Origin of the sequence: Pseudoalteromonas agarivorans (assembly GCF_024518735.1) — a bacterium.
Lineage (GTDB): Bacteria > Pseudomonadota > Gammaproteobacteria > Enterobacterales > Alteromonadaceae > Pseudoalteromonas > Pseudoalteromonas atlantica.
Genome location: NZ_JANIGJ010000001.1, coordinates 225,044 through 239,219, shown reverse-complemented (window position 1 = coordinate 239,219; position 14,176 = coordinate 225,044). Strand labels below are relative to the sequence as shown.

General features: G+C 40.7%; 14 protein-coding genes. 7 read left to right on the top strand and 7 right to left on the bottom strand.

The features are described from left to right. Nucleotides 1-414: 414 nt before the first annotated feature. On the top strand, nt 415-2,970 hold the full coding sequence (locus NQT65_RS01045) for a TonB-dependent receptor plug domain-containing protein (protein WP_256850274.1): 2,556 nt from the start codon (nt 415-417) through the stop codon (nt 2,968-2,970). A gap of 80 nt (nt 2,971-3,050) precedes the next feature. On the opposite strand, the gene NQT65_RS01040 is transcribed toward NQT65_RS01045, so the two are convergent. The 3 genes from NQT65_RS01040 to NQT65_RS01030 form a co-directional block, all read right to left on the bottom strand. Further along, nucleotides 3,051-4,094, bottom strand: a complete 1,044-nt coding sequence (locus tag NQT65_RS01040; RefSeq protein ID WP_083901793.1) for a branched-chain amino acid aminotransferase — start codon at nt 4,092-4,094, stop codon at nt 3,051-3,053. 150 nt (nt 4,095-4,244) lie between these two features. Then, complete coding sequence (locus tag NQT65_RS01035; RefSeq protein ID WP_256850273.1) at nt 4,245-5,297, bottom strand: fatty acid desaturase family protein; 1,053 nt, start codon at nt 5,295-5,297, stop codon at nt 4,245-4,247. Then, entirely contained in the window at nt 5,294-6,337 is a 1,044-nt protein-coding gene (locus NQT65_RS01030; RefSeq protein ID WP_055255678.1) for a flavin reductase family protein, read from the bottom strand. The genes NQT65_RS01035 and NQT65_RS01030 overlap by 4 nt, the downstream gene beginning before the upstream one ends. Nucleotides 6,338-6,738: 401 nt before the next feature. On the opposite strand from NQT65_RS01030, the gene NQT65_RS01025 reads away from it, so the two are divergent. From NQT65_RS01025 to NQT65_RS01000, 6 genes are all read left to right on the top strand, one after another. Beyond that, nucleotides 6,739-7,839 (top strand): PQQ-dependent sugar dehydrogenase, encoded by a 1,101-nt coding sequence (locus NQT65_RS01025; RefSeq protein ID WP_256850585.1) that lies wholly within the window; start codon nt 6,739-6,741, stop codon nt 7,837-7,839. Nucleotides 7,840-8,293: 454 nt separating this feature from the next. Beyond that, a complete protein-coding gene (locus NQT65_RS01020) occupies nt 8,294-8,473 on the top strand; it encodes a DUF6435 family protein (protein WP_029772742.1) in 180 nt (59 codons plus the stop codon). A 562-nt stretch (nt 8,474-9,035) separates the two neighbouring features. Further along, complete coding sequence (locus NQT65_RS01015) at nt 9,036-9,425, top strand: hypothetical protein (protein WP_138725029.1); 390 nt, start codon at nt 9,036-9,038, stop codon at nt 9,423-9,425. Between the two features lie 124 nt (nt 9,426-9,549). Then, nucleotides 9,550-9,852, top strand: a complete 303-nt coding sequence (locus NQT65_RS01010) for a hypothetical protein (protein WP_004587218.1) — start codon at nt 9,550-9,552, stop codon at nt 9,850-9,852. 85 nt (nt 9,853-9,937) lie between these two features. Beyond that, a complete protein-coding gene (locus tag NQT65_RS01005) occupies nt 9,938-10,516 on the top strand; it encodes a hypothetical protein (RefSeq protein WP_256850272.1) in 579 nt (192 codons plus the stop codon). Nucleotides 10,517-10,639: 123 nt separating this feature from the next. Beyond that, nucleotides 10,640-11,197 (top strand): hypothetical protein, encoded by a 558-nt coding sequence (locus tag NQT65_RS01000; RefSeq protein ID WP_004587216.1) that lies wholly within the window; start codon nt 10,640-10,642, stop codon nt 11,195-11,197. 393 nt (nt 11,198-11,590) lie between these two features. Here the strand turns inward: NQT65_RS01000 and NQT65_RS00995 are convergent, their stop codons facing one another. The 4 genes from NQT65_RS00995 to NQT65_RS00980 form a co-directional block, all read right to left on the bottom strand. Continuing rightward, nucleotides 11,591-12,043, bottom strand: coding sequence for a GNAT family N-acetyltransferase (locus NQT65_RS00995; RefSeq protein WP_256850271.1), 453 nt, complete (start codon nt 12,041-12,043; stop codon nt 11,591-11,593). A gap of 31 nt (nt 12,044-12,074) precedes the next feature. Beyond that, complete coding sequence (locus NQT65_RS00990; protein WP_256850270.1) at nt 12,075-12,665, bottom strand: DUF2238 domain-containing protein; 591 nt, start codon at nt 12,663-12,665, stop codon at nt 12,075-12,077. A gap of 61 nt (nt 12,666-12,726) precedes the next feature. Further along, nucleotides 12,727-13,518, bottom strand: a complete 792-nt coding sequence (locus NQT65_RS00985; protein ID WP_256850269.1) for an SDR family oxidoreductase — start codon at nt 13,516-13,518, stop codon at nt 12,727-12,729. A gap of 153 nt (nt 13,519-13,671) precedes the next feature. Beyond that, nucleotides 13,672-14,175 carry an Mpo1 family 2-hydroxy fatty acid dioxygenase gene (locus tag NQT65_RS00980; RefSeq protein ID WP_256850268.1) on the bottom strand — a complete coding sequence of 168 codons (504 nt, stop codon included), beginning with the start codon at nt 14,173-14,175 and terminating at the stop codon, nt 13,672-13,674. Between the last annotated feature and the right edge of the window lies 1 nt (nt 14,176).

Genomic DNA, 14,176 nt, shown 5'->3' with positions numbered 1-14,176 from the left:
CAAAACCTTTTTAAACGCTATACAAATTTCAGCTTAAATAACCCACTTTTTATATGTTAATTTATTTAACATATAAAAAGTGGGTTATACACTTAATTTAAAAAACACTGAGTAACAGCCATTATTAAAGGCGTACACACTGCTCTTACCTGTTAACTAAAAGTAAACCTCATTATTGCCAATTATTTTAAGCCCCATCAGTTACTTACAAAACCTAGCCTATTTATAGCTTTTACCTCATTTAGTTTTATTAATTAAACCTTGTAACTATATACCCTTTAATTTTAATTGAATGTTATTCAATTGACTCATTTTGTTAATGCGGTTTATGTTCTCAAAGCAGCTCCACTAAAAAGTAGCAGCTATAAAAACAAAAACTTTAAATCAATGGGTGATCAGATGAGGATTAACAACATGAATAAAAGCCTTCCGTTTATAAAAGTGAGTACAGCAGTGGCTGTGGGTGCATCGCTTTCGCTATTTGGTGCGTTTTCTGCACACGCGGCACAGCAAACACCTCAAGTACAAGAAGATATAGAGCAAATTAGCGTAATTGGCTCACGCCGTTTAGGGCGCACAGTTGAAGACAGCGCCGTACCTATTGATATTATTGGCGCTGAGGCGCTTACCAGTTCAGGCCTTACGGAAACAAACGCGCTACTGAGCAATTTGTTACCAAGTTTTAACTTTCCACAGGCATCGCTTACCGATGGCAGTGATCATGTACGCCCTGCACAACTTCGAGGTTTAGCACCCGATCATACCTTAGTGCTGGTTAATGGGAAGCGTCGTCATAGTAGCGCACTGCTTAATTTAAATGGTTCAACGGGGCGTGGCTCATCTTCTGTAGATTTAAATGCAATACCAGCTAATGCTATTGAACGCATTGAAGTTTTACGCGATGGCGCTGCGGCGCAATACGGCTCTGATGCTATAGCGGGTGTGATTAACATTGTACTTAAAAGCGCAAGCAGTGGCGGCTCCCTTGCTGCTATTTATGGGGCTAATATCACCGAAATGGATGGCGTACCTCAGCTTGAATCGGTATCTGAGGGTAGCGATGGCAACCTAGCATTTACCGAAGGCGGCGATCCCTCTTTAACCGATGGGCAAACGCTTACTTTGCAAGGTAATATTGGTTTAGAGCTTGGTGATAATGGCTTTTTAAACATTTCGACTGAATACCGCGACCGCCACTCAACTAACCGTGCCGATTACGATCAACGCGAAAACTACGACCGATTAGAAGATGGCTCACTCGACCCTCGCGAGTTTACAGTTAACCGCTATAACCATAACTTTGGTAATGGGGATGTAGAAGACCTATCGGTTTTTTATAATGCAGGGTATCAATTAGCTAACGATGCAGATTTGTATTCATTTGGCTCTTACTCTAAACGTGAAGGTGAAGGCGCTGGTTTTTATAGACGCGCAAGCGATAGCCGTAATATAGAAGAAATATACCCCGACGGTTTTTTACCTGTGATCACCTCAGATATAAACGACTACTCACTCGCGTTAGGTGTTAAAGGCTTTATAAGTGATTGGAACTACGATGTATCGGCTGTGTATGGTGAAGATGCGTTCGATTTTGGTGTAACCAATAGTTTAAATACGTCATACGGCCCCACTAGCCAAACACGCTTTGATGCAGGTACGCTGACATACGATCAACTTACTTTAAATGTTGATTTAAGCCGCGAAGTAGACGTCAGCTTTTTAGAAAGCGCGGTAAGTGTTGCCATTGGGGCTGAGTACCGCACAGAAGGCTATCAAATAGAAGCTGGCGAAGAAGCCTCATACGCACAAGGCTCATTTGGCCCAGGCGGAGTAGTCACAGGCGAAGATGGCCCATTTGGTGCAGCAGGTGCGCAAGTATTTCCAGGCTTTACACCCGAATCAGAAGGTGACAACAGCCGCCATAATGTAAGCTTTTACATAGATTTAGAAACCTACCTGACAGATGATTGGAACATAGCTGTGGCAGCCCGTTATGAGGATTACTCAGATTTTGGCGATACACTTAACGGCAAAATTGCAACGCGCTATTCGTTAACCGAAGATTTAGCCATACGCGCTTCAGCCTCAACAGGGTTTAGAGCGCCTTCATTACAACAGCAATATTTTACTTCGGTTGCTACCGTATTTGTTGATAGCATTCCGACCGAAACCGGCACCTTTGCACCAAGCAGCGATGTAGCCAAAGCGCTTGGCTCACCGGGCCTTGATGCCGAAGAAGCCACTAACTACGGGGTTGGCTTTACTTGGTCTACCGACTTTAATTTCAGCTTATCGGTTGATTACTATCAAATACTAATTGATGACCGTATTGTTTTATCTAACAATTTATCGGGCGCAGCAATAGAAGAGTTGCTAGAAGGTACGGGCGCTAACCAAGGCCGCTTTTTCTTAAACGCTATAGATAGTAAAACGCGCGGTGTTGATGTGGTTGCCTCGTACAACTTAATCACCGATGGCTATGGCGATATTGCCTTTAACTTAGGCTATAACTACGGCAAAAATGAAGTCACTGATATTATTGACCCGCCCGCTGAATTGCAAGGTGCTGGGTTTGATCAAGACAACTTGTTCTCAGGTACAGAGCTGCGCCGCTTTGAAGTAAGCACCCCGCGCAATAAATACAATTTAAGTGCTACATGGACCCATGATGCGCTGCGTACCACACTAAGAACTACGCGTTATGGTGAAACCCAAGACCCTTCATCAACGCCTGAGCTAAACGAGGTATTAAAACCTAAGTGGATCACTGATTTAGATGTAGCCTATGCCGCTACCGATAACCTAACGCTTAGTTTAGGTGCCAATAACATTTTTGATGTATACCCAGATCCTACCCGCGAAAATGTAGAAGAAGTCTCTACTTTTTCTCGCTTGTTTGCTTATTCGAGCTTTTCGCCCTACGGATTTAATGGCCGTTACGTGTACGGCAAAATAGAAATGAAGTTTTAAGCGCTAAACATTTCAAAAAGTACTCAAAAACACAAAAGCCACCTAGTCGGTGGCTTTTTACTACGAACTGCTCAAATCAATTAGATTTTAGTTAACCAGCCGTGTTTGTCTTCACTTTTACCCCATTGAATATCGTTCAATGCTTGGCGTAATCGCGCTGTTGTAGGACCTGGCTCGCCACTGCCTACTTTGTATTCTTTATCGTTATGAATAAACGTGCCTACCGGCGTTAACACCGCAGCAGTGCCTGAAAGTGCAGCTTCTGTGCCCGGCTTTGCAGCACGCTCTAAAAGCTCGGTAACGCTAAAGTTACGCTCGCTTACCGTCATGCCTAAATCTTTTGCAATGGTTAAAATGCTATTACGGGTTACGCCATGTAAAAACGTGCTATCAAGCGCTTTGGTAATAATTTCGTTACCATCAATAAGAATAAAGTTAGCAGCACCTGTTTCTTGTACGTCGCCGCCAGGGCAAAACAAGATTTGATCGGCTTGGTATTTTTCGCGCGCTGCGCTAATTGGTGCAAGTGCACTGGCGTAGTTACCGCCACTTTTTACCATGCCCATGTGCGGGGCACAGCGCATGCCATCTTCTTCAAGTAATACACGCAGCGCAGTAGCACCGCCTGTAAAATAATCGCCAACTGGCGATAAAAGTGTATATAACAACGAGCTCATTGACGGCGCAGCCGCTTTACCAATGGCAGCCTCTGTTCCTATGTGAGTTGGGCGAATGTACATAGAGCCTGGTGGTAATGGCGTTTCATCAGCATACTCTTTAACAATCTCGATAATCATGTCTTTTAGCATTTGCCCATCAAAGCTTGGTAAGCTTAATAATGCAGAGCTTTGCTGCATACGCGCAATGTTTGCATCTATTCTAAAAATATAAATAGAGCCATCTTCGTGGCGAAAAGCTTTTAAGCCTTCAAAACACGTGCTTGAATAATGAAGGACGTGCGCGCCCGCATGAAGTTCAAGTTTATCGGAAGGGACGATTGAGCTTTCGCTCCATTGGTTATCAGAAAAACGAGCTTGAATCATCTGCGGCATAAACACGGTACCGAATGCGGCCATTTTAATCTCTCTTGTGTGGTCTATTTTTCTCCATTGTATGACATTCATGCATCATTTAACCATAGCAAAACTGAGGCTTTTTTAATTATCAAAAAGAATTTTTTGCAACTGCTGTTTATAAATTGGCCATAATGTTAGGCACATACAAAAAAGCCGATTAATGCACCTTCATTAATCGGCTTTTTAAAGGCACATTATTTATTTAAACGAGTACCTAATAATACGTTTTAATACCGAGCTATACTGTTTAAAAAAACCACCGGTATGATAATCAATACCGTGTTTTTGCATAACGGCTTGCACTTGCGGGGCGACTTCTTGATAGCGTGAGGACGGCATATCAGGAAATAAGTGATGCTCAATTTGGCAACTTAAATGCCCAGTTAAAACATGAAACCAATGCGGGCCTGTAATATTTGATGAGCCTAAAACTTGGCGATAGTACCACTGCCCTTGCGTTTCGTTTATGCAATCTTCTTGTTTAAAGGTTTCGGTGTCCTCGGTAAAGTGGCCACAAAAAATAATGGTTGAGGTCCATAAATTACGGATTAAATTTGCCAGTAAGTTGCCCGCTAATACCCATAAAAACAAAGGGCCTGCCAATAAAGGAAATGTCACATAATCTTTTATTAATTGGCGCGCACCTTTACTAAAAAAGCGCTGTTTTAGGGTAGAATGCGATACACCCCCTTCGCGGTTTTCTTTCTTTTTACCTATAAACACACGTTCCGCTGCCAGCTCGTGATACGACACCCCCCACTGAAACAGCACACTTAAATTAATATACGTAATAAACTGCCACACATTTTTTAAACGCCATTTAAAATCATTACTTAAACGTAATAAGCCATAACCAAAGTCGCGGTCTTTACCAATAATATTAGTGTAGGTGTGGTGTTCAAAGTTATGAACGCGATGCCAACTTTGCCCATCGCAGGCAATATCCCATTCGTAGTGTTGTGAGTTAAGCTGCTTGTCGTTCATCCAATCGTATTGGCCGTGCATAACATTGTGGCCAATTTCCATGTTGTCTAAAATTTTTGCCAGCGCTAATAACAGTACACCCGCAACCCATAAAAGTGGCTGAATAAAGCCCAGCATAAGTAAAATACGGCCACTCCACTCACATAGCCGCTGCTTTTTAACAACCGAGCGAATGTAGTTTGCATCTTGTTGCCCTACTTTGCCTAGCGTATCCATTTTTATGCTATCTAAATCGTGGGCTAACTGATCAAAGTTTATGTTTTTCATAGCTGTAACTCCAAGTCGCTAACAGGTTGACTTACACACAGTTGAATTAACTGCTCGCCGTTATCACTCAACTCACCAGTTTTTAAATTACGCACCACGCCTGACTTTTTAATGCACTGGCACTGGTGGCAAATACCAATGCCACACCCGCGTTTAACCGGTAATTGTTTTTCCTCAAACTGTGCTAACAATGCGTTATTAGCATTTACGACATGAGCGCTGCTATTAATCTGTACGTTAAACAGACTGTCGTCATTTTGGCTTGGCAGCGTTAAACCAAATGCCTCTTGGTAGTAATTTAAATGGTGTTTTTTAGCAAAGTCACACACCGTTTTCATAAAGTTTGCAGGCCCACAGCAGTATATGTCTGGGTTTTCCCATACATTTACATGGCGAGTAATATCATCTGATTGCTCGCGTGTGAGCAGTAAAAACGAAAAATGCGAAAACTGGTTTGCTAATGCGCTTAGCTCGTCTACACATTGGTGCGCTGCGGCTTTGGCATAATAAATCAGCGATACTTTTTGTGTGGTATGTTTTAAATGCTCACTAATCATGGCTAGCATAGGTGTAATACCCGAGCCGCCCGCTATAAACGTTGCATTGTTTTGGGTGTTTTTATAAACAAAGTCGCCACTAGGCGCTGAAATATTGCACCACTCACCGACTCGTAAAGCACTGCTTAAAAGGCTTGTAAAACGCCCTTGCTCATTAGTTTTAATTAATAAACGCACCAAGCCCGTAGTTTTAAATTGCTCAGGGCTTGAGGCAACCGTAAACACACGAGTTAATAAACGCCCGTTTATTTCTACCGTTAAACTAATATGTTGGCCAGCATTGTGTGCCTGCCAGTGCTGAGTAGGCTTTAAGGTAATACTTAAAAAATCACCATTGTGCTGCGTCAGCTCTTCTATTTTTGCTCTATAAAGACCAGCACGCCACGCAGGCTTAACCATTTGCATAATGGGCTCAATGTAGCCTGCAAAGCTTTGATGGTGTAAAAACCACTTCGAAAATTGGTCTAATACTTTAGTAATCATCACTATTAATCTCTTGGATATTAAATATTGAATTTGAACTTACATGTGTACGCTCAAACTTCAGCGCACAAGTGTACGCCCAAAAAAATTAATTTCAATAGTATTAGAGTAAATATTCAGTTTTTTTAGCGCAATTTTTACGCAGCGTCCTAATTTAAAGCGCTGTACTAAAGCCTCAATTAAGGTGTAATAAATAGCTGTTTAAATTATTAAAAACAGCCATACAGCACTGCGGGTAAACTCTTTATGATTGAAATATATATAGTTTTTATTAAAGCACTACATTTAGCAAAATCAGCAGCAGCATGCTAATGTAGGTATTACTTGCTTATTTATTGGACAGGACAACAACTGTGTTTTTACCTATAAAAACGATTGCTAAAACATTATCAACGGCGTTTATAGCTGTACTCGTTTCAACGCCGGTGGCAGCTGTTGATTACAAAACCCTTGATGTGTTACCGCTCAATGTAAAGGCCGTCAGTGTGGCTAAAGGGGTAACTATCCCCTGGGCTATCGAGCCATTAAGTAACGGTGATTTACTTATAACCGAGCGAAGCGGCGCACTTTATTTACTGCCTAAAAACTCATCAACCTTAACTAAGCTCTCGGGTTTGCCGCTAATTGATGCTAACGGGCAAGGCGGTTTACTAGATTTAGCCCTACATAGCGGACCAGACAATAGCCAATGGCTTTACATAACTTACTCAAGTACCCAAGGCGCTAAAAGTGGCAGTAATACAGCCCTAATGCGCGCCAAGCTTAGTGACGATCGCACTGAGCTTTTAAGCACACAATTACTATACAAAGGTGAGCATAACAGCACAAAAGGCCAGCACTACGGAAGCCGTATTGTGTTTGATAACCAAGGGTATGTTTACTTTTCGATTGGCGATCGCGGCTCGCGCGATAAAAACCCGCAAGACTTAACCCGTGATGGCGGTAAAATTTATCGCTTACACGCTGATGGCCGTATCCCAAGTGATAACCCGTTTGTAAATCAAAAAAGCGCTAAGCACGCTATTTGGTCTTACGGACATCGTAACCCGCAAGGCATGTGGTTTGATAAAACAACACAAACGTTATGGTCTCATGAGCACGGCCCACGCGGCGGCGATGAGCTAAACATAATTAAAGCGGGCGCTAATTATGGCTGGCCGGTGGTTAGTTATGGTGTTAATTACAGCGGTACGTCGTTTACCAACATACAAGAAAAAGACGGCATGCAATCGCCCGTACTGCATTGGACCCCCTCCATTGCCCCTTCTGACATGTTATTGGTTAGCAGCGATAAGTACCCGCAATTAAAAGGTAAGCTTTTGCTATCGTCTATGAAGTTTTCGTTTTTAAGTGCACTGGAAATATCTAACAAAGGTGTTTCAAAGCAATATAAAATTTTAGAAGGGATAGGCCGCGTCCGCAGCTTAGCACAAGGCAGTGATGGCTATATTTACTTAGGCATTGACGGACAAGGAATTAAACGCCTTGAGCCTGAGCAATAAAACCGTTAGTAACCGCAGCATAGCAAATAATGCGTTTACCTTGTTTTTATATAACAAGGTAAACGCCCTACGGCTAAAAGAACTATTTAGCTCTTTGTAGCGTATGGTAATGCTAGGGCGTGTTGATCTCTGATGGTTGAATTTGCAGCAGTATGTTTGGTTTTTAGGCAAGGCAGAGCCTATGAAGTGTGGTTACTCCCCATAAATAGGCGATAACGCAGCATAAATGCCAAACATGCGCTGCCCTTCGGGTTCTGCCTAGGGGCGATAAACTCTTTGTTGCCTACATGGATGTAGGTAAGGGGCGTGAGCAGGACGCGGAAGCTTTACTCGGTTTTTACTTAGCCCACTAGGTTACAAACCTCGCGCCGCGATTTAATCGCCCCTAGATTGAACAAATTTCAATCCGCAAAGATCAACACGCCCTAATACTTTTATAAAACTAAGGAGCCCCATGTTTTCACTATTTAAATCAGACCCGACAAAAAAACTACGCAAAGAGTATGACGCAAAGCTTGAGCAAGGCATGCAAGCACAGCGTAAAGGCGATATTAAAAGCTACGCCATGTTAAGCGCAGAAGCCGAAAAAATCTGGAGTGAAATAGAAGCGCTTGAGGCTAAAAAAGCCAGATAATACCAATCGTGTTAAGTAATTAGACATTTATAGCGACGGATAAATAGAGTGATAACAAGGCATAAATTTCGACATGTAGTTTTTCTACATGAGAAATTTATAACGCAGTTAACGCTTTATTTAGCACGCGAGAAAGGCTAAATATTTAAGTCGATTGGTATAAATATCGTGTCTGTACTGTTTTAAAAGTAGAAAGACGCGTTTAGTAAATAATTCATCTCCTCGTTTTATAGCCTCCACCAGCCAAAAACCACCTTTTATAATAGGCTTGCATAAACAAATGTACTTAAAGCGGTTACTTATATTTTCGATGCAGTTTTTAGTTGCGGTTAAATGATTTAAAAAAGGGGTTTGGTTTTCATTTTAAATCTTTAGCTGCTGTATTTGCTTACTGCGCAGGCGTTTTTCCTCCTAAGTCTGAAAATGAGGACACTTTCCTCTTTTCCACCTGCCATAAAAAGGACACCCCGCCTTAAAGTTTAATACTCGCAATGTGTTACAGGATTTGTTATTAATACTAAAAATAAATAAGAGGACATACATTGCTCATAAAAAGAGGAAAGTGTCCTCTGATAAAGCTGTTAGGCATACAATGAAATCTATCTGCGGAATTATATTTTTGATGCTCAGTTCAACAACTTTTGCGAGCGAATGCAAAGTTGATGAGGCTAAGTTTGCTAACCAAGTTAAACTCGTAGAACAGGGCTATGGCAATTTTATCGTAACAGCGCCAATTGAATTAGAGTCAAAGCCATTTCAAACTATGTATTTAGTTATCGAAAACAAAAATAAGGCTCCTTTACTCCAAGGGGAGCTACGCACTACAATAAACAATGACTTGGCTATGGCTCACATTAATGTAACTGAGAATAACGGGTTAAACGCACATATTACTATTTATTGGGAGCCTCAAGGTGGTGGTTGCCCAATCATTGTTAGAAAATCGGTTTAAAGTATGCCTAACAAGCGCATCAAGCACGGGACTGCTAACAGTTTGCTCGGTTCCGCTCCGCTTCACATTTTAGCAAACTATCATCAGCCTCTTATGCGGGCGTTAGCAGCCAGAAGTTACCATCATGCAACCAAGTAATCTGTTAAAAATTGAATCATTAAATGATGATTGGCGGGATAAAGACTCCATACTTTTACATGCCTGTTTTCAGCTGCTAAAAGACTTCGTAGAGAAAGAAGACTTAGCCCTTGGAAATACGGATTGGAATGCAGATGAAAAGCATCGACTAGCCAAAGCTGAGATAGACGAATTGTATAAGTGGTGGATTAGCTATACCGAATCAGATACACCTGAAGAGGATAGCTTTGAGTTAGAGAATAATATGCTAATCCGTTTAATTAAAATAAGGTGGGCCTTGTGGACATAGCTGCTAACAAGTCAAGTCTAGGGACTTGTTCTCGCTGCGCTCCCACAAGCCTCAGCTTTAAGCGTTAGCTGTACAAAGGAGTACGATGAATTATCTACTAGTATTTTTCATTATTATATTTTCAAATCACTCCTTTGCTGAGAAGTGGGGAAGCCCTGAGGTAACTTCTGCCCTAAATCAGGACTCATCAATTGTAGTTAGGGTTATTCCCGGAAAAAGCTATTTAAATCATGACTTAACAAATTCAAAAAAAGCATTTGCTAAAGCTCAATATTTTAAATGGAATGGAAGTAATGCCTATGACATTTATCAAAACATAACGTTAAAAAACCCAGCTGCCCCAATTCACATTTTATTAGCAAATGATGGCACATTAGTTACCATCGATAATTGGTATTCGACTGGCTCTGGCAAAGTTATTGTGATTTATGCTCCTAACGGTGAGTTAATCAAAGAGTACGAATTAACAGAGCTTTTTCCTGACAAAGAGGATTTCGATAAACTTGGGCGCAGCGTATCTTCTATCCAATGGAGATGCTTACAGTTACAGCCTGATTTGCGTTATGGTTACCTATATGTTCCTCATATCTTAGGTGGGAGTTTACGCTTCGATTTAAAAACAGGGGCTTTAGATAAAATTCAACCTAACAGTCAGTGTAAATAGTACAGCTAACAAGCGCCTAAACTCCGAGAATGTTTCGTTATCATGGTTTTGGCAAACAACGCAAAAAGCCACGCCAACACATTGCGTGTTAGGCGGGCATTATATCCCAAAAGGAGTACGGTTTTGAATTTTAAGTTTATATTACCCTTTTCTGTATTATTGGCAGGTTGCCAAATAACTAAAGATATTGAATACAGTTCACTTCAAACCAATAGCGCATCATGCCAAATCCCAGTATCAAGCCTTGAAATAAACTCTCCAAAAAAAGGTGAGAATGTATTTAAATTTGAAGATATTGTTAATGCTAATGTAGCTTCTGGAGGCTCGTTCATTTCAATGAGTAATGTTAAGCGTGCAGATTTCAATTACATTCTAACTCAGGACTCTGCTCCAGACCTAAAGAACCAATTGATTGATATTTACCCTGAAACAGGTAAAGAAAAAGCACAATCAGATATAAAGTTTAATTACTATTTAACTAGCTCATCTACAATGGAAAATGAAGTTGTTCTAGTAATTAACGCCTCTTTCGACTTTGCTGGCTCAACCAAGAGCTATCAATCCTCTACTAAGGGTAAATATTCAACTTTCCCTGTAACTTACCCTGATCAAGAGTTTTTAAATAAATTATTAAGTAACGGTGTCAATGATATTAAAAAACAGATTTGTACATCGGTGTAAATGGCTTACAACAAGTCATTTCAGCAGGTCAAATTACAGTTGGCTTTTGCTTCTGCGTCGCTATTTTAGCCAACAAATATTTGCCTCTGAATGAGGCATTATGTGTATGAATGAGGTTATGCGAGCCGAAATTTAATGAGTGTGAATTTGAGAATAAATTATTAAGTCAGTGCTGTGAAGATCAGAAATTAGCAGTTGTTATTTATTATCAATCACAATCCAACGCTCTTAAATGGATGAATACAAATATGTCTGCACTAGGAAATCATACACTTTTAAAAAGCATCACATCTCAACCTAATAAGTAAAAATCAGTTTTAATGTCAATGGCTTATTAGTTTTTTGTATTATCCATACAACTTGCTTACATGGACATTGCCCTTCCCCAATTTACTATACCTCTCTAGTATTTCCCTCATACACATTTTTAGGGTTTATTTGCATTAGCAATGCTGGGTTGTCTATCGGTTTAAACCCGTATTGCGCATAAAGGCCATGGGCATCAGAAGTGGCTAATAAAAAGCGCCTTAGCCCTTGCAGCTCAGGGTGCTCTACTATCGTTTTAACCAGTAACTTGCTCAGACCATTACCTTGCAAATCTGGGGTAATAAATACATCAGCCAAATAGGCAAAAGTGGCGTTGTCGGTTACTACGCGGGCAAAACCCACTTGCTCGTTATCAGCGCTGTAAACACCAAAGCACATTGAGTTATCAATCGCTTTTTGCATCACGCTTTTAGGTATTCCTTTAGCCCAATAGCTATTAGCAATAAAGTTATAAATAACGCTAAAGTTAAGTTTGCTTTTATCTGTACTTATTTTGAAATTTCGGGTATTTACAGCCATAATCTATAGCCTTTTAGTAACAAAATTTGAATTAGTAATCTTTAACATTTTTTAGCTGTTTATCGTGTACTTTTGAAAGCAGCAATAATAAGCAAATAGCCCCAAGTAAGGCAATTCCCATATCAGATTGAGTATCCCATACGTACCCTTGCGTACCTAAAAATGCTTCTGCGTTTTCACCGCTTAACACTGCAACCCACCACTCTATTAGTTCGTAAAAAGCACTAAACGCTAAACATATCGATACAACAAACACATTTAGCCAGCCTTTACCATTTACTACGTTTTTACGTAGTAATATTTCACGCGCTAATAATGCAGGCACGAACCCTTGAAAAAAGTGCCCTACTTTATCGTAGTTGTTACGCTCACTGCCAAATAAGTTATCAAACCAAGGGACTTCGGCGTAGGTGTAATGCCCGCCAACCATTAGCACAATACAATGCGCTAATATAAAGCCATATAAAATGGGGGTGAGTTTAAAATGCTTATAGCTGCTTGCCATAAGCACTAAACCAATTATTGCGGGGATTACTTCAAGCAGCCAAGTAAACTGATCTTTTGGGTTAATTCCGGACCAAGTTAATACAATAAAAAACAGGCCAAGCCATAAATACTTCATTTAGAATCCTTGTCTAAATTGATTGAATTTACAACATTTTATATCTCTAAATTGCCCGATGCTACCGATAGTTTGTTTTAGCGGTTAATCGATTAAATAAGCGAGGAAAAAACCGTTTAATGGTCGGTGCCCAGCCACTTAAGCCTTTGCCAATAACCACTTCGTCTTTTTTATTATGAATTGCGAGGATCATTTTTTTAGCGGCTACGCTTACATCCATGCCATTTTCTATTGAGTGCTCTGGCTTGTTTTGCGCTATGCCTTGCTCGTTTAACGAATTATGTGCAATGGCCGTTTTAATAGAGCCGGGGCAAATAGTTAAGCAATGAATATTATGCTCTGCAAGCTCTGCACGCAGGCAATCCATAAAGCCCACTACCGCATATTTAGAGCCTGAATAGCCCGTTCTAAATTTAGAGCCTACTTTACCCGCAACACTACTAATAGAAACGATTGAACCGCTTTGCCTTGCTACCATACTAGGCGCTACCGCTTTGGTAAGTGCAATGAGGCCAAAGTAGTTAACTTCCATCAACTGGCGGTAAACATTAAATTCGTTTTCTAAAAATAGGCTGCGCTGCGATACCCCGCCGTTATTAATTAAAATATCGATAGCAGGTAATGTACTAATTAAATCAGTAACTTGAGCCAATACAGCTTCAGGCGATGACAAATCAAGAGGCACAATAATGTGGCCATCGCCATGTAAGCTTTGTTTTAGTTCGTTAAGTTTCTCAACGCTTCTGGCTGATAAAATAACCTTGGCACCCAGTGCTGCAAACTGTATTGCGAGCTCTTTGCCAATACCTGATGATGCGCCGGTGATCCACACGGTTTTATTGTTGTATTGCATGGGTTATTTGCCTTTATTATTTTATCCGCTGCTAATAGCAATCGTGTTAAGTATTAAACGTTTATAGCGACAGATATATGATTTATAACGCGGTTAATGCTTTATTTAGCACGCTAGAATAACTAAATATTTAAGCCTTTAAGCCGCTTAGCATTATGCCTTGGTGGGGCCTGCGATGGCGTTAACTTCATGCTCTAGCGATTTATAAAGCCCCATTAAAAATAAAAACTCAACGGTTACATACAACGGGCCAATAATTAAGCCAATTAAATCATCTACAAACGCAGGCTTTTTACCCTCATAGTAATGGCCAATAAACTGCAGCACCCAGCCAAATACAAACACGCCCACACCAATACTTAACCAAGGCCAAAAAGCCATAGCAGCGATTGGCTGGGCTGCTAAAAGCAATAATGTAAACAGTACACCCATTATTAAGCCAAGCGACACGCTCAGCATTAAGTAATACACCACGCTTGCAAAAACAAAAAGCTGCGCGCCATCAATAAGCAGGCTGCCAATGGGCATTTGAATACGCGCTAACAAGCAAAGCACCGCAAATACAATAAGCGGAATACCAAAAAAATGAGTTAAAACATTGCGTTTAGAGCGATGGTACAAACCGTATGTACCAAGCTGTTGCTGTAGAGTTTTCATG